The following is a 20,404-nucleotide window of genomic DNA, read 5'->3' as shown; positions in this document are numbered from 1 at the left end:
GCGAGACGACCTTGTCTCGCAACCCACCGCCGTTGGGGCGTCGTCAGTCCTCCAGCGCCTGCTCAGCAACAGCCGTACTGCTGAATGCCGTGCCGAGCCACATCCGCGGGTCCGCCGGATTGGTCGGCAGCGGCTCCGGCGGATGCTCGGAGTGCCCTTCGATCGGCGAGCAGGCGCTGAACGGACCGTTGTCCGGGTCCAGCAGCACGTGCAACTGTGGGTCGGCGTGGTGGATCCACCACGTGGACATCCCCAGCGCCGGATCCAGGCGCAGGTTCTCCCACGCCCGCCACATCGCGTTCAGCCGGGAGATCGCCTCGGCATGCATCCACCAGTCCGGGCACCAGGTGAGCGTCACCCCGTTGAGGCGCCTGGCCACCATCGGGGCGAGGTAGTCGACGACGAATTCCTCGACGGTCCCGAACACCGGCTCCGCCGACGCGTCCTCGTCTGTGTCCTCGTCGTCCCACAGGTCGAAATCGTCATCGCTCACGAACGGGCCCCCGGGTCGTATGTGGACAGCGAGGCCTTGACCGCCTCGGCGTGCCTGGTCTCCCACCACGGCACGGTCTCCACCAGCGCGGGCGGCGCACCCGACGCCAGCACGAGTGCCCGCCCCGGCGGCATCGCCGCAAGGTCGGAGACGTCCAGCACGCGCTCGCGACGCGTGCTGTGGCTGGTCGAGCGGCTCCCGAACAGCCCACCGCCCTGGTTACCGCCGTACGACGCCGAATATGTGTCGACCTCGTACTCGCCGGCCAACGTACTCAGGTCGCCGAGGAACTTGGCGTCGGACACCCCACCGCCGTACACACGGCGGTTGGCGCTCGACCAGAGCTTGCCCATGCCTTTCTCGCCCCAGACCTCCACACCCTGGTCCCAGGACTGCAGGATCGTCATGAGGATGATGCCGCGCGACCCGTAGTGCGAGTACAGGTCCGGCAGGTCCGCCCACCGGCACACGTTGGCGGCCTCGTCCAGCACCCCGACGATGGGCACCGTCAGGCGCCCGCCAGGCATGTTCGTCGCCGCTTCCTCAGCCGCCTCGACCACCGCGACGGTCAACGCGGTCACCAGCGGGCCAGCACTGTCCTTGCCCTCACGGGACAGCGAGTACAGCGTGTCGCTGCTCACGGCGAAGTCCGCTGGGCTGAACTCCGGCCGTGCCGGGCCGCGCCCGGGGGTGATCCACGGGTGTACCGCTGGGTTCACCAGGCATGAGGCCATCTGCATGGCCGTCCCGTAGATACCACCACGCTGCTTCTCCGGCGCTGTGATCACACCGTTCAGTGAGTCAGCCGGCATGTGGTGCCCGGCCTGCCGCAGGATCCGCTCCGCGGTGTCGTCCTTTGGCCGGGTCAGCCAGGTGTAGACCTGGGTGATCGGCTTGTTGTCGACGGCTGCCGCGAGCATCAGGTACGCGAGCAGGTCCTGGCCGGCCGGGGTGAAGTAGGCGTCGGTCTTCGCGCCGGCGTCGGAGGAGCCGCTGGCGAAGTGCGCCGCCATCTTGCGTGCGTTCGCCACTGAGGTGACGTAGCTGAGCGGGTTCCACCACCAGGTGGGCTGCTCGCCCGCGCGGTTCTGTGGGTCGAACACCCACACCCGGCCCTTAGCGTCGCGCACGCCCCGGGTGGCGTCGACGATGTCGCGCTTGTTGGAGGTCGCGAGCACCGCGCCGGGCGCGTCGCAGATCGCGGGGATCGCGCGCCGGGTCGTCTTGCCGGTGCGCGGGCCCCAGATGTCGACGTGCATGTCTTCCCAGCTGCCGAACAGCTCCTGGCCGCCGGGGATCGAGCGGCCGATGAACACCCCGGGCAGGTCCGACTTCGTGCCGAGCCGTGCCGCCGTCGCGGCCGCGCCGCGCCGGTTGACGGGCGCCAGGTCGTTGCCCCGCCCCAGGTGCCGCCCGGCCCGGTCAACCTTCGGCCGGTTGCGCTTGCGGCCCACCCGCCAGGAGGCGAGCGTGGCGATCAGGAGGATGACGACCGCCTCGGCCCCCGCGATCGCGGTCGCGTACCCGCCCGGCCAGTGGTAGGAGCCGCTGAACAGGCCGATGACGAAGGCGAACGGGTTGGCCGGCGGCGCCGGACGCGCTGCCAGGCTTGCCCCGCCCATCGCGGCCAGCCAGGCGCCGACCGCGCTCACCACGACCAGCAGCATCGCTCCGAGCGCGAGGAACGGCCCGGCCTCGGAGGCGGGGCCCCGGCGCCCCTCGGTGGCCGTCATCGGGCCGCCGCCCAGCGCCGGTTGGTGTCGTTGATGCCCAGCTCCGCCTCAGTGAGCTCGACGGAGACCGGGATGCCCGGCCGGCCGCCGACCTTGACGAGGAACTTGCCGCGTCCGGGCGGAGCGCCCTCGCGGTTCGCCGAGGAGTCCCAGGCCGGCGGGCTGGACCAGCCCACGACCATCTCCTGTTCGGCGCGGCTCATCCCGACCACCTGCGTCAGCTGAGGCATCTCCGCCTCGGGCAAGCCACCCGTGATGACCATTCCGGCTCGTTCCACGAAGCCCTTGGCCTTCATTCGGTCTTCCTCCGTGGGCAGGGCGAGCAAGTCGCTCATGGTGTGGGTGATCATCGCGGTTCCCACGCCGCGCTGCCGGTTGAGCCGGGTCAGCGCATCGACCCGGTCGACCAGGCCACGCCCGGCGCGCAGCACCCGCCATAGCTCGTCCATGATCACGAAGTAGTGGCGCTGGGGGGCGAGGCCCGCGTCGGCGAGCGCCTGCACTGCGGAGATGGTGCCGAACCCGTAACTCCAGCATGTCAGCAGCGCGGCAGCCTGCAGCAGGGCCTCGCTGTCGTCGATCGCCGAGACGTCGAACACGACCGGCCGGTCGACCTCCATCGGCACGCTGGTGGGCCGCGCGAACATGTCACCCAGCCGCCCGCCGCCCAGCAGCGCGGTCAGCGACGACTCCAGGCCCTCGGTGATGTCCCGGTAGCGGCCGAGATTGCCGCGGTCCAGCGCCAGGTGACGCACGGGCTCGGGGGCGTCCTTGATCACCTGAAGCAGGTCGGCGAGGACCGGCACCCCCTGGTGCCGCTCGTCAAGGACGGTGAGCGCGCCGGAGACCAGCGTCTCCTCGCGGTCCGTCGGAGGCTCGCCGCGCAGGATCGTCAGCAGCGCGGACACCGTGTTCAGCCGCCGCCCGTGGATGTCCGCCAGCACTGCGCGGCGCCGGTCACCCGTCAGGCGCTGGGCAGCCCCGGCAGCCGCGCCCGGGTCGAGCGCGTTGAGATAGCCGCGCCCGCGCCCGAGGCTGATGACCTGGCCGCCGAGTGCCTCGATCAGATCGACGTAGTCCGGCTTGAGGTCCCCGAACACCATCGGGTGCGTGCCGAACGCCGCCAGTCCCAGCGCCTGGCGGCGCACGATCGTGCTCTTGCCGAGGCCGGGTCGGCCCAGGACGAACTCGCTGGGGTTGAGGATCAGGTTGGCGCGGGTGAACCAGCTGATCGGGTCGCAGCACAGCGAGGCACCAGTGATGGTGTTGCGCCCGATCGGCACGCCCACCATCGGGGTGCCGGAACCCGCGACGAACGGCCACAGCCCGCACACCTGCACAGTCGTGCCGCGCCATTCGGCCGGTGCCTCGACGTAGCCGACCGAGCCGGCGCCCCAGCCGGGCCAGCCGCGCATCCCCGGCTTGCGCGGCCGGGCGGGTGCGGGAGTCTTCGGCTTCTTGCTCACATCGCCTCCCGGATGGCCTGCGGCACCCGCAGGTGGTTGGGCAAGACGATGCCGATCGGCAGCCCCGCGGCGAACGCTGAGGCCTGGGAGCCGAGCGCGGGGCGCAGCTGGATCCGGGAGGGGGTGGAGAGGTTCTCGACCACCGCGTCCGCCTTCGGCAGGTCGTTGCGGTCCATGACTGTCGCGGTGACGATCATGCCGAAACGGACCAGACCGGCGCCGGTGGCCTCTTCCTGAGCGGCCTGTTCGGCAGCGCGGACGGCCACCGAGTCCCGGGCGGCGGCGACGGCGGCCTGCTGGGCCTGGAACATCGCGTCCTTGCGGTCATTCTCGACGATCCGGGCGGCGGCCGCGGGGTCGTGGGGGCGGTACAGGAGAGACACGCGCTTGCGCGTCACGTCAGGGTGCGGAAGGAGCAGGGAGGTGAGCACGTTGGAGAACACCTCGCCCCGGGGGGCCTCGCCCATGAACCAGACCTTCGACCACGCGCCGTCGTGCCGGTAGTGCGACCAGAACTCCTCCGTCGCGACCGGGCCCGCATCATCCCACGTGATGCCGGTGCCGCCGGCCGCACGGCCTTCGGCGACCAGGGTCGCCACGCTCGGGTCGTAGGCGACCCGGACGGTTTCGGCGAGGTCGCCGGCGGTCATCGGACGGGCTGCGCCGGCGCCCGTCATGGCCAAACCCGCAGTCAGGCCGGGAAGCCGCGCGCCGACCTCCTCGGCCACCTGGTCGACATCCCGGCGCGGCGCGCTGCCGCGGGCCGCACCGGAGAACGTCAGCGCGATCTGCGTGGTGAGTAGTGCGGACCCGGCTGGGTAGTTGTCGACGATCTGCTCCAGCACCTGCCGGGCGAGTGGCGGGGCCTCCGGATGGAGGTGCCCGTGGACCTCCGCGCTGAGTCGGCTGCCCGGGTCGGGAGCGGCCTCGACCGTCACCGATGCTGCCACCAGCCCCGGCTCGTGGGCCAGAGAAGCCAGCCAATGTCCCCAGTGCGCCACCCAGGTGTCGACCTGGTCGGTGTCGACCAGCGAGGCGCCGTCGGCGTCACAACTGATCACCACGGTGTGGTGGTTGAGCGAAGGCAAGCTCACCATCGCGAATGGACGGTTGTGGGAATCGTGGAACTGCGCGAGGGAAGAGGCCGCCGCGAGCCCAGGGAGCTGGCAGGTCCCGTACGGAGTGCGGCCGAGGATGCCCGACCGATAGATGTGCTTTCCCGCGCTCTTTCCACGCCACCACGCCACGCGCGCAGTCCCCCTTTGCAGGCCGTTTCGGCCGAACTTGTCCTTGATCAACAGCGGTAGCAGGCAGAGCCCTACGAGTACGCCGGCACCGATAGCCAGGAAGAAGTCAATGGCCATGCAGATGACCACGAAGATCATTCCGGCCATCATGACCATCGTGCCGGCCATGCCCAGACCCCCGATGCCGGGAGACCGGGGCTTGCGCCAGTTCCCATAGGTCCTGGGTCGACCGATATCAACTGCTGCCACTGGGGCCCCCGTTGTGCTGTCCCGCGTTCGCCGTGTTCTCGGTACTCTGCTTGATCGCCGAGTGAGCCTTCTGCGCGGCCTCGGCCCCGGCGGCCACTGGATGCGCCTTTGCCGCTCCTGCCGCTCCTGCCGCGCCTGTCTTGCCTGCTGCCTGGGTCCCTTGGCTGAGGCCCTGAGCACCCTGAGCGCCGGCCTTCGGAGCGCCCTGGGCCGGATTGCCCTGGGACGGAACGGACTTGGAGCCCTGCGGGTCGGAGCCGGATCCGCTATCCGGGCCTCCACCACGGCTGCGGCCGCCGCCGCCCCCGCCGCCCCCACCTGCACCGCTCTTGTGGCTGCTGACAGCCTTCGCGCCGCCGGCGAGCGCCCCCATCGCGGCCACGCCGCCCCCGCCGCCGCCCCCGCCGCCGGCGGCGCCGACCACCGGGGTGACGAAGCGCATCAGCGCCGGAAGGGCGATCACCGACAGCAGCATCAGCACAATGCCGGACACCGAGGTGACCAGCCCGTCGGTGCCCTTGCTCGTCTTGAGTGCGGCGATCATACGGAAGGCGGTGGCATAGATGATCGCGGCCACCGGCTTGTACATGACGAACGCGATCAGCCAGGAAACCGCCTTCTGGAAGGTCTGGCGGCCGGACGGCGTGGTGGCCGCTGCGGCGGTCAGCGGCAGCGTGCCGCACAGCAGGATGAGCATGGCGGTGCGCACGAGCATCAAGGCGACCTGGGCCAGGCACGCCAGGGTGGCGAGCAGGGCGAGGATCAGAGCGAGCATCGGGCCGCCCTGGCTTTGAGCCGAGACTTTCAGCCACTCGAGCACCGCCGCACCGAAGTCCCCGTCGGCGGCCTTGTAGACGATCCACTTGGAGAACTCGTCGCCGGCCGTGGTGAGGACGCCGACCGCCGCGAGGGCTCCGGCCCCGACGAAGGACATGGCGAAGATGCCCTTGGCGACGTCGATGGCGGGTTCGGCTCGGCGCTGGACCGCCAGCCGACCAGCTGAGACAAGGATGGCCAACACCGCGATCCAGGCCGAGAGCCACATGGTGTGCTGCCACACCCACACGATCGGTCCGTTGCCCTCACTGTCCGCCAGGATGTTGGCGGTGGGCACACTGATCCACCAGGTGGTGACTGCTGCAGCCACCTTCCCCGCCATGGCGCAGCACGAGTCGACGATGGTCTGCACGACGCTCATGCCGACGTCGCTCGCCGCGTCGCTCACGCAGTCGCCCCAGTTCATGGGATTCCAGCAGCTACCGGACATGTCAGTTCCCCACGCCGAACGGGACCATGGTGGTGATCGTTTGCTGCTGACCGACCGCGGAGCTCTGCTGACCGAGGGGCGTCATCTTCTGCTTCCAGTCGGTGCCGTCCCACACAGCGGTGAGCACGACGGTGCGGTAGGCGCCGCCTATCGGGAACTCGATCGCGAAGGTCACCACGGCCGTGTCATTCGTGTACGAGTTGACCTGGTAGGCGGCGTACTCGCCGATGGTTGCCGACCCAGGGGTGGGCTGGGACGGGTTCACCCGGGCAGCCGTGACGAACTGTAGGTAGGAATCGCGCTCGGGCCCTGGCGCGACCAGCTGGTCGATGGCGGCACGCCAGTTGTCCGCGTTCGAGCTGCGGATTGAGGTCTGCGCGAGCGCCAGCACTGCGCCCCGGGGGGAGTGGGCGTAGCAGCGGGCGACGTCCCCGGAGTGCACCGCCGGCCCAGAGGACGGCGACTCGGGCAGCCGATAGCCGTGGAAGTCCTTCCAGGTGAGCTCTTTTTTGGCGAACGTGTTGCTGATCGTCAGCGGAGCCTGGTTGTTGTCAGGCAGCTGAGGACAAGGGGCACTGGCGCTCGGGCTGGCTGTGGACGCACCGCCCGGACTTCCGGCGCCCCCACCAGGAGTGCTGGTGGGGGCGCTGGTGACGGGAGCGGCAGTGCCGTCGGCGGTGGTCTGCTCGTCCTTGCCGTCCAGGGCTATCCAGCTACCCAGTAGCGCGACGCATCCCAGGAAGGTACCGGACGCGATGAACCACTTGTTCGTGAACGGGTTGCGCGGGCCGTCCGGCCCGTTCGAAGAAATCTGATCGGGCATGACGGTCTCCCCCGTGAGTGTTCAGGCTTGAGGCCAGCTCAGATGAGCGCCCCGACGAGGCTGGAGGCCGCGCCGCCGAGGATGCAGGCGCCGAGCACCCAGGCCAGCGACGAGGCGTGCTCCCCGCCCTGGCCGCGGCTGTGGGAGATGGCCATCTTCCCGGCGGTCAGCAGGATGCCGCAGACGCAGAGCGAGAAGACGATCCAGGCCACCCACTGGAGGATCAACTTCAGGTTCTCGCCGACACCGGGAGGCGCGTCGCCGGTGCCCGGGTTGACGTCGAACTTCGGCGGCTTGCTGGGGTCCGCCAGGATGTGCCCGGCACCCTGGGCGACGTGGTGGACGGTGTCCACGCCGGCTTGCAGAAGGTACATCATCTCTGAATTCCCCCAAGGTCTGAGTGAGCAGGGACCGGGGACACCCCCGGTGCGCCACGCGCAGCGTGTCTGGCAGATCATATGTGTAATTCAGCCGTTTGGCCGACGGGCTTTCAACGTAGCCTTTGCCACCGACAGCCGACTTGACGAGCGATCACTTGATCCGTCCGGATGGCCGAATGGCCTAGGGTGCCAAGGCCACGACTGCGACCTGGGGGGAGACACAGCGTGAGTGGAAGCGTGGGCAAGGCGGTCATGGGGGTCACTGTCTGCGCCGTCGCTACGGCCTTGGTCTTCGGCCTTCTCGTGGTGTCCGCCGCCGGGGGAGGGGCGCCCGGGATGCCGCCCGGGTCGTCAGGCGGCTCAGGCACCACAGGTACCCTTGACGCCACGAAGGTTCCCCCTGACTACCTCGCCTGGGTTCAGAAAGCCGGTGTCTGCGACGCCGTCCCGGGCGCCTTGAGTCCGCAGGTCATCGCCGCGCAGATCGAGGCTGAGTCCAACTGGGATCCCACAGCGGTCAGCAAGGGGGTTGGTGCGCAGGGGATCAGCCAGTTCATGCCGGCTACGTGGAAGACCTGGGGAAAGGACGAGAACGGCGACGGCGACGGCGGCAACCCGTTCGACCCTGCGGATGCGATCATGGCGCAAGGCCGGTACGACTGCTACCTGGCCGGCGAGGTCCAGAACTACGTCAAGGCCGGCCAGGCCAGCGGCGACATCACCGACCTCATGCTGGCCGCCTATAACGCCGGCCCCTACGCGGTGAAGTACAGCCATGGCGTCCCGCCCTACACCGAGACGCTGGGCTACGTGCAGAAGATCCGCGGCCTGATCTCCAAATACACCGTCCCCCCTGCTGGCGGCGGCGCCTTCGGCGACCAGATCGTTACCGCGGCACGCGCCAAGCTCAACCTTCCCTACGTCTGGGGCGGCGGGGATGAGCACGGTCCGACCGGTGGTGGCTACGACTGCTCGGGACTGGTGCTTTACGCCGTCTATCAGGCCTCCGGTGGCAAGATCGACCTCCCGCACCTCAGCGAGGAACAGGTGACGATGGGCACCGCGGTCGAACGCAACGACATGAAGCCCGGCGACGTCATCGGCTTCGATCTCCACCACAACGGGGACTACGACCACATCGGCATCTACATAGGCAACCACCAGATGATCCATGCCCCGCACACCGGCGACGTGGTCAAGGTCGCCACGCTGGACTGGTACGAGAGCTTCCCCTGGAAGGTCAGGCGATTCGGATGACCACTCCCCTGAAGCGCGCCGCGGCGGCCGTCCTTCTTGCCGCTCTGGTGAGCAGCTGCTCGCTAGGGCACCCGCTCGGCTCCAAGCCGGCACCGCCCATCACCACGACCGACCCGGTGGCCTTGCCGCTCCCCCCCGGCCGAACCGGGACTCCGGCTGCCGGCCTGCCGGACTTCGGCAAGGTCGACGGTTCTGACCCGGCAGCCGTGGCCCGGGCCGCTCTCACCGCGATGTGGACCGTGGACACGGACATCGACACGTCCTGGATGGACGCGGAGAAGCGGGCTACTCCCATGTTCACGGCACAGCGGGCCAGTGGAGCCGCATCGATGGCCCCGCGCGCCCAGCCCGGTAACGTGTGGAATACGTGGGCATCGCACCACGCCTTCACCACAGTTCAGGCTCAGCAGTCCTATGAAGACGGCGGACCAACGGACAGTCCCACGACTGCCTACCAACGGTGGATGATCACCGTCACACCCAAGGGCCGCGACGAATGGACTGGCCAGCCCGAGCTCCACGTCGCCCTCGTCGTCCTGCTCCGCGACGACGCAACCCAGCCCTGGCGGCTGGACATCCTCACACTCGGCTAACCCACCGGAGGAACGAAGAACCGTGGGAAACGATCTCCAGGTGCCCGGCTGGCCACTGGTCACTATCATGCTCAGCGCGGACGGAACTGCCCAGGTGGACGGCAACCCAGTTGCCGTGCCCCCAGGTGAGGAGGCACGCCCGGCTGCGTTCGCGCACGCCGTCGCCACCGCCGCGCGAATCGGGAGGCCGGTCCGGGTCAAACTGACCGACGCCGACGGTGCGGAGTGGGTCCTGGCGGCCCACCCCGACGGTAGCGAGACGACACTGGAGAAACCGTCCTCGCGGCGCCGCGGCGCCAAGCAGAAGCAGCAGCCGCCCAAACCCCCGAAGCAGCCAAGGCCCCTCAAGGAGCCTCGAGCCAAGAGCGCCCCCAAGCGACCAACGACGCCGCCAACGCCTGCTAAATCCTCCACCAGACTTGAAGACCTGCTCACCGTCGTCGAATCACAGACACAGCTACCTGCCGCCCCAGCTGCCACCCTTGCCTCGGAGAACACCCTCGAGGCGGCCATCGACGCCGGGGACTGGACTACGGTCGCCGCCCAACTCGGGCCCCTCAAGGCCGACCCGCGCCAGGCCGACCGCGTCGCCGAGCTGGAGGCCCAACTCGCAGCCGCCCGCGGCGACATCGCGGCATCCGCCGTTCAGTACACCGCTCTGGCCCTCGCCCGCTCCCAAACCGTGGGCCCCGACCACCCGAGCACCCACCACGCCGCCGACCGCGCCCACGACCTCTGGCACCGCATCGCCGACCCCCAGCAAGCCCTCCAGGCCGGCCGCGCTCTCCTCAACCTCCGCCAGATCGTCCCACCATCAGACCCGGCCTCCCTTGTCCAGCTCCGCCTGCGCGTCGCCCGCCTGCACGTGAGCTGACACTGACTATCCCCGTGCAGCGATCGGTAATTACAGGCAAGGAACTGACAGGGACTGCGGGTAGGCTGCCCGAGCCACGTGCTGACGGGAAGCAGCGGAGGTAGTTCGGTGAGCCTTCGCCTGGAAGCCTGTGACAGCAACCAAAGCAAGGGGGAAAGATGGATCAGATGGGTATCGACAAGTCGCGCCACCTGCTGAGCCGCCGGCGCTATACCGAGGACGCCAACGGCGCTCCGGTGACGTTCACCGAGGATGCCGAGGCCAAACGGGCCGACCTCGGCAAGGACCGCACGGCTCCCGGCGACGGAGTCCGCATCTCCCCGCTCAAGGCCCTCGTGATCGCGTCCCTGCTGGAGGAGTACTCCCGTCGCATCGACGAGGGCGTGAAGACTGGGGAACTGGACCACTCCGCCCGAGACCACGGGAGCCTGGCCCAAGAGCTCGCCGAACACCTGCAGGCGCTGGGCGGCCTGCGATGAGTCACCCCGCCCAGTCACCAGGAGCCGGAAACGCACGGCGGCTGCGCATACTGATTCTCGGAACGGCCTGGAGCGGCAACGGCGGGCACACCGTCAACCGCGAACTTGCCAGAGGGGCGGCCGAGCTCGGACACCACGTTGCGCTGCGGGTCGTCGGGACTGTTGGAGCCCCGCCTCACCCGGGCGTCACCGTCCAGCCCTTGGACCCCATCCCTGGAATCTCCGATCGGGGACAGCTGCTACGGACTGACGGACTGCCGCGCAATGTCGACGTCATTGTCGGTGCAGGCCGGTTCTCCAGCGGCGCCGCAGGCTATCTGCGAGACCAGTTCTACCCCGCGGCGAAGGTCGTCCACTTCGTGCATGCCGCCGTTGATGAGCTCGACCGCTGGCGAGGCGACCCCGAGCAGGCCAACCAGCACGCCCGTACCGAACGCGACCTCATCGCCCGTGCCGACCTGGTCGTCGGGGTGGGACCGCTGCTGACCGACGAAGCCATCAGGCTGGCCCGCATGCTGCCCAGCCCGCCACCGGTCCACCAGCTCATCGCCGGCACGGTCCTGAAAGAGCCGCCCACCTACTACACGGGCCAACGGCGCCTCAACGTGCTGCTGTTCGGCCGGGCCGACGATCCACTCAAGGGCGCCGATACGGCGGCCCACGCGGTAGGAGAGCTGCGTAACCGGGGACTGGACGTCCAGCTGGTCGTCCGGGGCGGCAACCCGGCCACGCTGCGCGAGCAGGAGGCAGCCCTCTCCAATATGGCCGGCATGCCGGTCAAGGTGCGGGCTTTCACCGGAGATCAGACCGAGATCGACTCCGACCTGCGCAGCGCCGATCTCGTAGTGATCCCGTCCCGGCAGGACGGATTCCCCTTGACCGCGATGGAAGCCACCGGTTTCGGGATTCCCATCCTGGCCGGAAGCAACATCGGTACCGGCATGTTCCTGAGCGATCCTGCCAGGGTGCCCGCGGAGCTCGGCTCGCAGTTTGTGGTCCCCATGCGCGGAAACGAGCCGGCCGCAGAACTAGGGAAGCTCTGGGCCGACCGTGCAGAGCCGATGCTCCGCAACGTTGCTGCCACTAGGCAGTCCGCCATGGCGCTGCGCGAGTACTTCCGGCAGAACTACACGTGGCGCCATGCCACTCAGGGGCTGCTGGACGCCGTGCAGGAGGTTCCCGCGCGCACTGCGGGCGGCCGCGAACAAGCGGTGGAGCAGACGGCACAGACCGGCCGCACGGGAGCGGCGAACGACGCTGCCCGTATCGCAGGCGCGGGCATCCCGCAGCTTCGTCGCATCGCGGTCGGGAAGGGACAGCCGTCTTCCGAGACTCTGCCCTCCGTCACGCAGCAGCGAGGCTCGTCCCCAGAGCTCTGACAGCCCTGGCCTGAACTGACCCGAGCCTGCGGCCTCGTAAATGTGGTGTGCCCCGCTGACCCGGCGGGGCACCACCCCTACGGTTCGGACGCAAGAGACATCCGATGAGTCAACTAGTCTGATCAACCGCCAGGTCAGTGGATCGGCTGTCAGACACCCCCGATACGCTCAGGCCCACGTGTCCGGATCGTGGGCCGAAAATCGCCGCGGCCGGCGACATCGGGGGAAGGAGAACAGGGATGGCAGGCGGGCGACTGACATCGGTAGGCCATCGCAGCCACACTGTGTCCGTGCGGCTGGCACCGCAGGAACTGGAGCGCTGGCGCGCTGCCCAGCAGAAGACGTCGCGCAAGGAGCTGGGTGCGTGGGTCCGGGCCGTGGTCGAGGAAGCGCTGAACGGCCACCCTGGGGTCCCCGGCGATGTCGCACAGGTGCCGGAGGTCAACCACGCTGCGTATCTCACGCTTGCCCAGGTCGCGAACAACCTGAACCAGCTCACCCGCTACACCCACCAGGAGAGCCAGCTCCACAACGACATCCAGGCAGCCATTGAGGCAGTGGGCAACGCCGCCCTGGCCATGCGTGGGCTGGAGCCGCTGGACGGCGAGGAATCCGGCACGTGATTGCGAAGATCACCAAGGGAGCCCGGGCCGGAGGGGCGCTCCGGTACGACTTCGGTCCCGGAAACCGCGATGAGCACAAGGAACCGCGCTTCATAGCCGGCAACGTCGCCGGAACCCGCCAGCAGGTGGCCCGGCTGATCGACCACCACGCACGCCAGCGGTCCGATATCAAGAAGCCAATCTGGCGGTGCTCGTTGTCCCTTCCGGACGAGGACGGCGTCCTGAAGGACGAGGTCTTCGCCGAGATCGCGGAAAAGTACGTCGCGCGCATGGGCTTCGCAGACTGCTCATGGGTGGCGGTCCGCCACGGTGACGACCACATCCACCTGACGGTCTGCCGGATCGACTGGAACGGCAAGGTGGTGTCCGACTGGCAGGACTTCGACCGCTCCCGTCCAATCGTCCGGGCGCTGGAAGCCGAGTACGGCCTCACCAACGCCGAAGAGCGGTCTAACCGCGTCGCGCCCCAGGTCGGCGGCACAGAGCTTGCCGCCGCCGCCCGCCGGGGAGTAGCGCTACCCGAGCGTGAACAGCTTCGCCTGATCATCTGGGAAGCCCGTGACGCTGCCGCCGGCCGGGGCCAGGAGGCCTTCGAAGCCGAGCTTGCCACGAGAGGCGTAGAGTTCCGGGCCAACGTCGCCAAGACGGGCAAGATGAGCGGATACGCCTTCTCGCTGCCCGGCTGGGTGGACGCCGAAGGCCAGCAGATCTGGGTCAGGGCCTCAAACGTCGCGAAGGACTTGTCCTGGACCAAGCTTGAGCCGGTATTGAGGCCTCCCGCAGGCTACGTCGAAGCCCCCGTCCAGGTGTCTCAGGCCGCCATCAGGGAGCCCGGCCAGCAAGCGAACGAGACTCTCGCGCTCAACCACCCCTACGCGCTGGCGACGGGACCCGAACTCGCCCAACAGCACCGGGCAGCCACACGCGCGGTCGCCACCCAGACCCAGCGGCTCGTTGCGGAGCAGCAGACCGAAGCCCGGCTGACCGACATCGCGGCGGGAACCGCACCGGGAGCCGCAGCCCTCGCCCTCGCGGACCGCCGTGACCGTTTGGAGTCCGCCGTCCAGTACCTCGCCGTCGCAGAACAACACCGAGCCCAGGCGGAGGCGCAGCTGACCCAGGCCCGGGCCGCCAGCCGTGTCGCCGAACAGGCCGAAGCGATGGCTCGCCGGCCCGACCTAGTCCTCCGACTAACGCGCACCAGCCAGGCCCATCAACAGGGCCTGGCCGCTGCCGGGCGTAAGCATGCAGCTCAGGCGGAGGAGCGAGCCCGGGGCGAGCAGGCGGCCCAGGACACCGCGACCGCGGCCGCCCAGGCCGTTGCTCCTGGCGTGCGGGATCCCCTCGACGCTCTGGCTCAACTGAACGAGCAGTGGGGCCTTCTGCTCACCCAGGCCCACCGTCAGGACGCAGCCCAGGCCCGTGCCCGCCTTGCGGAACACCGTCCCGTCGTCCAGGCAGCCCGCTCCGGCCTCGTCCAAGCCCGGCAGGCCGTCAGCGCGATCGAAGCCGAAGCCGCGCGCCGTCGACAGCTCACCCCGGACCAGGCTCGCGCTGAGGAAGCTGTCCGCGCCCGCACGCCCCGTACGGACCACCAGGCAGCCGTCCCGGCCGAGCGCACCGTCGCCTCGGTGCCGCAGCAGCAGGCTCGTCCGCGTCAGGACGTCAGCCGTGGCTCCGGGCCCAGTCTCGGGATTGGTTGAGGTGCGCAGAACGATTTAAGGGCCCCGCCGCCAGGTGGGGCCCTTGTCCCAGTTACAGACGAACACCGACACCGCGCACATCGAAGCCGACGATCCCCCACCTGCTCCCTCGACGTCCCAGCGCTCACAGCCCAGGAACTGCCTACCGGCTGCAGGAGCTTGCCGAAGGGCTCCTCCGCCGGGTCGAGGACCACGATGGACGCCGGGACCACGCCCTCCAGGGCGAGCGCACAGTCGGGCCCAGTCGACACGGATCTGATGCCGACGGAATGGCCGCCCGGTGGCGAGGTCCGTCTGAACGGCGCCGTGTACCGCCCGGTGATTCTGACGCCTCGTACGTTCGCTTCGCCGGACGGCAGATGCGCGAACTGGAGGTCGTGTACGGGGACGAGGATGTCCGCCTGATGGTCTGGTTCGGTTGATTTGGCAGGATCCGGAAGACAGGTCGTCCAAGTTCTCCCAGCGGCTGAGGCACTGATGTCACCCACACGGCTGCGGGAGGTGGTGGCAGTAGCTCGTCGAGTGCGAGTTCCCTGCGCTGCGCCGGGACGCGGATGCCATCGGCAGCCTCACCGGTGCCGTTGATGTGGGCAGGTTTCATAGATAGGCCGTCGTCCGAGGCGGTCGTGCGCCGCGGTACCGTTGCCTGATGATCCATCAGTCGTCTGCGCGCCGTCCGCTCCACGTTCGTCCCGTCGATGGGGAGAAAGCAGGACCCGAGGCGGTGGTGCGAGGGCGCCGGGCACTACCAGCTGAGGCGTTGTGGGCGGCGTCCGTCCCGGAAGCGTTGGGCGCTGCCCCGGCTCCTAGCGGCCGCCGGGTGCTGGCGGACCCGTCGGTGCGTGATTTGTCGATGGGGCCCGGGTAGCCTGCGGTCACTGCCGGCCGGACCCGAGAAGCACACTAGGCTATCGCCGGCGGGCGCTGCACGAGCAGGGGAAGGCCGTCCGATAAGCCCCGCGCAACGCCGTGGTTGAGCGGGAGACCGCCGGGAGGGTGCGCCAGTAGCTGCGTCTGCCGTACGGCCGCAAGCTGTGGACCCTGACCGCGCCGGACTGGCGGGAAGCCGCCGGCCTGCTCCCGGCCGGGGCGAAGCTGTCCGCGCCGCCCCGGCGCTGTCACGGCAATCCACCTTCGCGCTCTCCATGCTGTCGGTGGGCGTGGGCAGAATCTCTGGCATGACTCGGCCGCTCACTCTCCCCCTGACCTTGCCTGCTGTGCTGGCGGACACGTACCGTCTCGACTCCGCCGTTGGCGGGTGGGCCGCGCAGCACGCTGTGGCTACGCCGGACGGCGATACCTACGTGGTCTCCACCGTCTGGCGCCCGTGGCGTGGCGGGGGCGATCCGGGTGACCCCGCCCACGCCGGGCTCAACTTCCGCTTCCTCACCCGCTACGCACCCGACGGTACGCCGGTCGTGACCGCCGTGTTCGGAGGTCCCCGGCCGGACGGCACCCCGTCGGCGATCATCCCGGACGGCAGCGGTGACACCCTGGCTGTCCTCCCGGACGGGACGATCGCCCTCGCCGTGCGCCCGGGCGGCACCCACGTGTTCTCGGCCGACCTGAGCCAGGTGCTGGCCACGTGGCCGATGCCTTGGGGCTTCGAGGAGGAGAAGGCCAGGAAGGGCGACCCCTTCGCCGCCTCGATCGCCGTCACGCCCTCCGGCCGCCTGCTCTGCACGACCTCGGAGTACGGGCTCAAGTGGGCAGGCGCGACCCCCAACATCGTCGCTGTCTCCGATCCGGTCACCGCGCTCGCGCCCGGCTCCAAGCCCATCCTGCGGGCCATCGCGAGTCTCCACGCGGACACAGATCGCCAGACCGACGTCGACCGGCATCCTCATGTCGTCTTCGGCGGAGCGCCGGTGTGGCGGGACAACCGGCCCTCGCCCGCGCTGACCGATCTCCTGACGGCCCTGACCGGCACCTCCGACAGCCTCTACGGCTACAGGGACTGCACGATGACCCGTCCCTCGGCCCTCGGCGACGACCTCTTCGTCGTCCCGGTCTTCGGCCGGACGTTCCGGTCGGGCAGCCGCGGCCAGGAGTTCTCCTTTGCCCTCCTCGACGACCAGGGCACCCTGCGCGGCCGCCTGGAGGGCCTGCACCGCCACGACGACAGCCCGTTCACTGGCCTTGACTTCACCGTGGTTGCTGACTCGCACCGTGGCCGCGCGTACCACCTCAACCGCTACGGGTTGTTCGCCTGGACTGCCGACGGCCAGTTGCGCGCCCGCATGTCCAGCGCGGTCAAGCCCTACACGGCTCTGAAGAACTTCGAGCTGCTGGAATGCACCCCGGTCGGAGAGATCCTCCTGCTCCACCGCAAGCAGCGCCTGCTGCTGCGCGTCCCGGTGCCGCGGGACCTCGACACCTTGCCGGCCGCCGTCGAGACGGCCCTCAAGGCCTACGGCTCCGGGCGCCTCGCGCTGAAGAAGCGGTACGCCCCTGTCAACTGGGGTTGGCTGGACACCTCCGGGCAGGTCGTGCACCTCTGAGGGCGCGAGCCCGCCCGCCCGCGCGTGCTTCCGGGGAACGCAGGCGCGGTACTTGCTGCCTTCCCTGCTGACGAATCGACATGACCGGGGGACCCTTCCGTGACCGTTGTCCGCCACCTTGAGCCCCGGCCGGATGGGCAGGCGTTCGCCGACCGGCTGAGCGAGCGGGTGAACCGACGCGTCGACGGGCTCGAAGAGTCCGCCGACATGATCGACTTCGCGTTCAGCACCGCCGTCCTCGCGCTCCAGGCCCACTGCGCGGCCGACCCGGAGGGGGCCAGGCTGGAGACATGGAAGGCCGCGGTCACGGCGATGCAGCTCGGCTCGGCGCTGTTCGCCGTGACCGGCGCGAGCGAGGGCACGAGTGCTTTGTCAACGGCCGGTCCCGCGCCGTCCCGGCGGTCGGCCCGCAGCCGTACGCCGACGCGGACCACTGGTTGAGCGCCTTCTGGCTGGCCCTCGTCTGCCGTGAACGGGAGCGGATGACGCAGCTGTGCGAGATCCCCCTGGACCGGCTGCGGTCCCCGGAGGGTGTGTACGACGAGTACGTCTACCACTGGATCGACGTCCAGCAGAGCTACTGGCTCCGCCGGCCCGGCGTGGTCGACAAGCTCATCGCCACGATCGAGGCCGCGAGCCCCGCGGCTGCCGCCGTCACCCCGCCCGGCGTGCTGGACGGGCTGATGTACCCGCCGATCCACCTCTTCCACCTGGTCGTGCGGGGGCGGGAGGAGGAGTCCGCCCCGGCCCTCGGCAAGGCGCTCGACCTCCACAAGACGTACTGGTCGGCGGAGGACTGGGCGGCCAAGCTGGACGGTGCGCTCGCGCTGTGGCCGCTCGCGATGGCGTGCGTGGCGTTCGACCGGAAGTTCCCGGTTGACGTGGAGTCGCCGTACATCCCCAGGTACCTGCTCTCCGGCGGCTGGCTGGGCGAGTTCCCAGTGTAGGCCGCCCGGGCACCCGATGCCCGACCGCAGGGACGCGGTCGGGCATCGGGTGTGCGCCCTGGAATTGGTTCTCAGTCGCTGGCGTCGAGCGTGGACTGGTCGAGCTGGGCGACCGGTTCCCTGCTCAGGTGGTCCTGCCACGTTCCGAAGGGAACGCGTGCCACCGCGAAGTCGGCGACCCGGTTTTCGACGACCAGGCCGCACCAGCCGCCTCGCTCCAGCATCAGCAGCAGAGGCTCGTACGGGTCGTCCAGCTCAGGCACCCGTACCGTCGTCGTGTCGAGCAGGGTCGCCCAGCGCACCGCGGCGCGGCACAGGGCCTTCGCCCGCACGTCTGCGAGGTTGGCCTCCAGGAACGCGTCGAGCCGTGCGGCGAGTTCCGCGTCCACCTGGACCGTGGGGTCGACGGACGTGGCCAGGTCGACGACGGGCCACTCGCCGGCGGGCTGGTACGCCTTCGTCCAGAGTGCCGCGCGGCGCAGGTGCTCGCGGAACAGGCGAGAGCGCGACGCGGCATGGGTGGAGGCGATGTCATCGTCCCGCCAGTCGATGGCGGTGAGGCGCTCGACCACTGCCCGGGCCCGCGGTGTCGTCAGGATCCGCGTGACGCGCTTGATGAAGGCGTCAGCCTCGGCCCTGGTGATTTCGGTGTGGTCGTCGTCGTTGTGCCCCAGGTAGTAAAGGCGCAGGTACTCGGTCGGCTCCCAGCGCAGGTTGCGGGTGAAGGCCTCGTCGACGTCGATGCCGTCGACGAGGCTGCGCCGCACGATTCCGTAGGGGTTCTCCCGGGAGCTCGTGCTCGATTCGTCGAACCGGGCGTAGTACGTGAAGCCGCTGAGGACCTCGACGTCGGCGCCGCGTTCGGTGAGCCACCGCTGGAGGGCGAGGCCGTCGAGTTCCCGCTCGGTGTCGCCGGCGACAAGGGTGACAGGGCCGAAGAGCGTGCCGGTCAGGCCGCGGAGCACGGTGTGGTCGTCGACGTGGACGGCGAACGAGGTGTTCGCCGTGGTGGCGCCGGAGAGGTCGGCGCCGCGCAGGTCGACGTGGAGGAGGCTGGCGTTGGTGAGGTCGGCCCGGCGGAACGTCGCGCCGGCGGCGTTGATGTCGGCCAGGGAGGCTGAGGTCAAGTCGGCGTCGTCCAGGCAGGCGGAGCTCAGGGTGGCATGGTCGAGCGTGGCCTTCACCAGGCTCGCCCCGGCGAGGTTCGCGAAGTCCAGGCGGGCCTTTTCCAGGTGGGCGCGCCAAAGCTCGGCACCGACCAGCGAGACGCCGGCGAGCACGGCGTCGGTGAACCACGCTCCGGTGAAGTCCCTGCCCGAAAGGTCGGCCCCGCGCAGGTCGAGGCCGACGGCCTCCAGTGCCTCGCGGCCCGAGGCCATCGCCCAGGCGCCGAGCCGGTCGGCCGCCGCCCGGTCCCCTGGCAGGGTCTTGGGGCACCGCCTGTCGGGGATGCCGGACGTCACGATCTGCCCGATTCCGTCGGTGAGATCCGGCCCGAGCCCGTCGATCAGTTCAGGGGCTTCGAGACCATGCCCCTCGGCCTTGCCGAAGTACGTTGCTCCGCCTGGTTCGGCCTCGACGCCGAGCAGCCCGTCGAGCTCCTGGAGCGCGGCTGCGAGCCGGGGCGCGTTGTTCGCTTGGACGGCCGGATGCGGCCGGCCGCGGAAATCACACTCGCCCCAGATGTCGTGATGGACGGACAGCTCGGCACATGGACCCAGGTTGCCGGGCGACACCATGAGCTCCACCAGTCGGTACTCCCTACGGCGGTGGCCGCCCGCGTCAATCCACTCGCCGTCCCCGAATACGGTGACCGCGCCCATCTCCGCCTGCAGATGACCGCACGGTCGGCACGCCCGCATCTCCTCCGCCAGCGTCGGCTCCTCCAGCGAACGCGACACGAGGCTCAGCCGGCTGTGGATGCCAAGACCGCCCTTGCCGACCTGGAACCAGGACCATTCGAGCGCGCCCGGGACTAGCAGGCCGTGCCTGCGCAGCACGCCGGACATCTGCGCCGCGATTGCCAGCGCCGACTCCAGGCCCGCTTCCTTCACGCCTTCGAGATCCCAGGTCCACGAGGCGCAATCTCTCGGCGCGCGCATCAGAAACGACACAGGAACTCCTTGAAGCTCGACGATCGGATCGGCCACCGCTGCGCTGCGCCCACCGCATGGCGGCGGGCGCGTACCGAGGTGCGCCGGAGGCTGCCTCGCGGCACGAACGCTCGGCCGGAACGGGACCCGCATGTCCCGCAGCTGCTCCTCGGCGGTTTCGCACACTGCGGACACCGCCGATCCCCGGTGGTCATTCACCGATCGTAGGGGGGAGACGAGTTTCGTTCGCTCTTGGGCTGCGTGGTGTGCGATCGGCTGATCCCGGACGTCGCAGAA

General features: G+C 69.7%; 17 protein-coding genes. 9 read left to right on the top strand and 8 right to left on the bottom strand.

The genetic code is table 11. The features are described 5' to 3' along the window. Positions 1-43: 43 nt before the first annotated feature. The 7 genes from PUR71_RS07085 to PUR71_RS07055 are packed head-to-tail and all read right to left on the bottom strand — an operon-like array spanning position 44 to position 7,655. The gene (locus PUR71_RS07085; RefSeq protein WP_329925480.1) at positions 44-493 is read right to left on the bottom strand and encodes a DUF4913 domain-containing protein; all 450 of its coding nucleotides are present in this window, start codon (positions 491-493) and stop codon (positions 44-46) included. Continuing rightward, positions 490-2,226, bottom strand: coding sequence for a type IV secretory system conjugative DNA transfer family protein (locus tag PUR71_RS07080; protein WP_329925479.1), 1,737 nt, complete (start codon positions 2,224-2,226; stop codon positions 490-492). The genes PUR71_RS07085 and PUR71_RS07080 overlap by 4 nt, the downstream gene beginning before the upstream one ends. After that, positions 2,223-3,692: an ATP/GTP-binding protein gene (locus PUR71_RS07075; protein ID WP_329925478.1), complete on the bottom strand. Its 1,470-nt coding sequence runs from the start codon at positions 3,690-3,692 to the stop codon at positions 2,223-2,225. The genes PUR71_RS07080 and PUR71_RS07075 overlap by 4 nt, the downstream gene beginning before the upstream one ends. Next, on the bottom strand, positions 3,689-5,188 hold the full coding sequence (locus tag PUR71_RS07070) for an SCO6880 family protein (protein ID WP_329925477.1): 1,500 nt from the start codon (positions 5,186-5,188) through the stop codon (positions 3,689-3,691). The genes PUR71_RS07075 and PUR71_RS07070 overlap by 4 nt, the downstream gene beginning before the upstream one ends. Continuing rightward, a complete protein-coding gene (locus tag PUR71_RS07065) occupies positions 5,175-6,431 on the bottom strand; it encodes a hypothetical protein (RefSeq protein ID WP_329925476.1) in 1,257 nt (418 codons plus the stop codon). Before PUR71_RS07065 ends, PUR71_RS07070 begins: the two co-directional genes overlap by 14 nt. Positions 6,432-6,456: 25 nt before the next feature. Then, positions 6,457-7,278, bottom strand: a complete 822-nt coding sequence (locus PUR71_RS07060) for a hypothetical protein (protein ID WP_329925475.1) — start codon at positions 7,276-7,278, stop codon at positions 6,457-6,459. A 38-nt stretch (positions 7,279-7,316) separates the two neighbouring features. Continuing rightward, positions 7,317-7,655, bottom strand: a complete 339-nt coding sequence (locus PUR71_RS07055) for a hypothetical protein (RefSeq protein ID WP_329925474.1) — start codon at positions 7,653-7,655, stop codon at positions 7,317-7,319. A gap of 228 nt (positions 7,656-7,883) precedes the next feature. On the opposite strand from PUR71_RS07055, the gene PUR71_RS07050 reads away from it, so the two are divergent. The 9 genes from PUR71_RS07050 (at position 7,884) to PUR71_RS07010 (ending at position 18,014) form a co-directional block, all read left to right on the top strand. Continuing rightward, positions 7,884-8,915, top strand: coding sequence for a C40 family peptidase (locus PUR71_RS07050; protein ID WP_329925473.1), 1,032 nt, complete (start codon positions 7,884-7,886; stop codon positions 8,913-8,915). Beyond that, the gene (locus PUR71_RS07045; RefSeq protein WP_329925472.1) at positions 8,912-9,508 is read left to right on the top strand and encodes a hypothetical protein; all 597 of its coding nucleotides are present in this window, start codon (positions 8,912-8,914) and stop codon (positions 9,506-9,508) included. The genes PUR71_RS07050 and PUR71_RS07045 overlap by 4 nt, the downstream gene beginning before the upstream one ends. Before the next feature lie 22 nt (positions 9,509-9,530). Beyond that, positions 9,531-10,382 (top strand): hypothetical protein, encoded by an 852-nt coding sequence (locus tag PUR71_RS07040; RefSeq protein WP_329925471.1) that lies wholly within the window; start codon positions 9,531-9,533, stop codon positions 10,380-10,382. Positions 10,383-10,540: 158 nt separating this feature from the next. Beyond that, the gene (locus PUR71_RS07035; protein ID WP_329925470.1) at positions 10,541-10,861 is read left to right on the top strand and encodes a hypothetical protein; all 321 of its coding nucleotides are present in this window, start codon (positions 10,541-10,543) and stop codon (positions 10,859-10,861) included. Further along, positions 10,858-12,240: a glycosyltransferase family 4 protein gene (locus PUR71_RS07030; RefSeq protein ID WP_329925469.1), complete on the top strand. Its 1,383-nt coding sequence runs from the start codon at positions 10,858-10,860 to the stop codon at positions 12,238-12,240. Before PUR71_RS07035 ends, PUR71_RS07030 begins: the two co-directional genes overlap by 4 nt. A 290-nt stretch (positions 12,241-12,530) precedes the next feature. Beyond that, positions 12,531-12,863 carry a hypothetical protein gene (locus PUR71_RS07025; protein ID WP_329925468.1) on the top strand — a complete coding sequence of 111 codons (333 nt, stop codon included), beginning with the start codon at positions 12,531-12,533 and terminating at the stop codon, positions 12,861-12,863. Then, positions 12,860-14,566, top strand: a complete 1,707-nt coding sequence (locus PUR71_RS07020) for a relaxase/mobilization nuclease domain-containing protein (RefSeq protein ID WP_329925467.1) — start codon at positions 12,860-12,862, stop codon at positions 14,564-14,566. The genes PUR71_RS07025 and PUR71_RS07020 overlap by 4 nt, the downstream gene beginning before the upstream one ends. Positions 14,567-15,843: 1,277 nt before the next feature. Continuing rightward, complete coding sequence (locus PUR71_RS07015) at positions 15,844-17,067, top strand: hypothetical protein (RefSeq protein ID WP_329925466.1); 1,224 nt, start codon at positions 15,844-15,846, stop codon at positions 17,065-17,067. Positions 17,068-17,357: 290 nt separating this feature from the next. Beyond that, a complete protein-coding gene (locus PUR71_RS07010; RefSeq protein WP_329925465.1) occupies positions 17,358-18,014 on the top strand; it encodes an immunity 49 family protein in 657 nt (218 codons plus the stop codon). 71 nt (positions 18,015-18,085) lie between these two features. Here the strand turns inward: PUR71_RS07010 and PUR71_RS07005 are convergent, their stop codons facing one another. Then, positions 18,086-20,164: a pentapeptide repeat-containing protein gene (locus tag PUR71_RS07005; protein ID WP_329925464.1), complete on the bottom strand. Its 2,079-nt coding sequence runs from the start codon at positions 20,162-20,164 to the stop codon at positions 18,086-18,088. Between the last annotated feature and the right edge of the window lie 240 nt (positions 20,165-20,404).

Origin of the sequence: Streptomyces sp. SP17BM10 (genome assembly GCF_036322405.1) — a bacterium.
Lineage (GTDB): Bacteria > Actinomycetota > Actinomycetes > Streptomycetales > Streptomycetaceae > Kitasatospora.
The sequence above is the reverse complement of the archived record's forward strand: the minus strand, read 5'-3'. Positions and strand labels throughout refer to the sequence as shown.